Annotated in this window: 2 protein-coding genes; one reads left to right on the top strand and one right to left on the bottom strand. The window is 69.8% G+C overall.

Annotated features, from left to right (window positions below; genetic code table 11):
• Positions 1–432 (top strand): ATP dependent DNA ligase (locus tag ELR45_RS39410; protein WP_240760212.1); only part of this gene is annotated, 432 nt, incomplete at its 5' end.
• 10 nt (positions 433–442) lie between these two features.
• Here the strand turns inward: ELR45_RS39410 and ELR45_RS39405 are convergent.
• Positions 443–759, bottom strand: a 317-nt coding sequence (locus ELR45_RS39405) for a dihydrofolate reductase family protein (protein ID WP_205857442.1), incomplete at its 5' end; no start/stop codon positions are given.

The following is a 759-nucleotide window of genomic DNA, read 5'->3' as shown; positions in this document are numbered from 1 at the left end:
AAGGGCGGCGGCGTGGTCGGTTCGTTGTTGCTGGGCCTGTACGACGACGCCGGCACGCTGCACTTCATCGGCGTCAGCGCGTCGTTCCCGATGAAACGTCGCGCGGAGCTGGTGGAGGAGCTGGAACCGTACCGGATGGGCGACGAGGTCTTCTCCGAGCATCCATGGGCGGAATGGGCGCGCGCCGAGGCCCACGAGGGTACCCGGCTGCCCGGTGGTCAGAGCCGCTGGAACGCCGGCAAGGACATGTCGTGGCAGCCGCTGCGGCCGGACCTCGTGGTGGAGGTCGCCTACGATCACATGCAGGGGACCAGGCTCCGGCACACGGCGCAGTTCCGCCGCTGGCGCACAGACCGCGACCCGCGCAGCTGCACCTATGACCAGCTCGAAGAGCCGGTGAGCTTCGACATCTCCACCGTTTTGTCCGGCTGAGACGGCCGGCTCAACGGGCCAGCCAGCGGGTGAGGAGCGTGCTGTCGTCCTCGATGACGTGGGCGAGGGTCCAGCGGCTCCGGTCGATCGGGGCACCGTCGAGAATGTGCGTGGCGTAGCCGCCGACCAGCATCGGGGTGAGCGTCATGCACAGCTCGTCGAGCAAGCCGGCCCGCGCGACATGTGCGAGCAGTTGCGGTCCGCCCTCGCAGAGTACGCGGCGCAGCCCTCGGGCCGACAGATGCTCGAGCGCGGCCGGAAGGTGGACGTCGTCCTCACCCGCGACGATCACGTCGGCGACCTCGGCCAGCGCGGACCGGCGCTCGA

The sequence above is a fragment of the Phytoactinopolyspora endophytica genome (assembly GCF_004138495.1).
GTDB classification, from domain to species: domain Bacteria; phylum Actinomycetota; class Actinomycetes; order Jiangellales; family Jiangellaceae; genus Phytoactinopolyspora; species Phytoactinopolyspora endophytica.
Note: the sequence above shows the minus strand (reverse complement) of the source record. Positions and strands in the feature narration are given on the sequence as shown.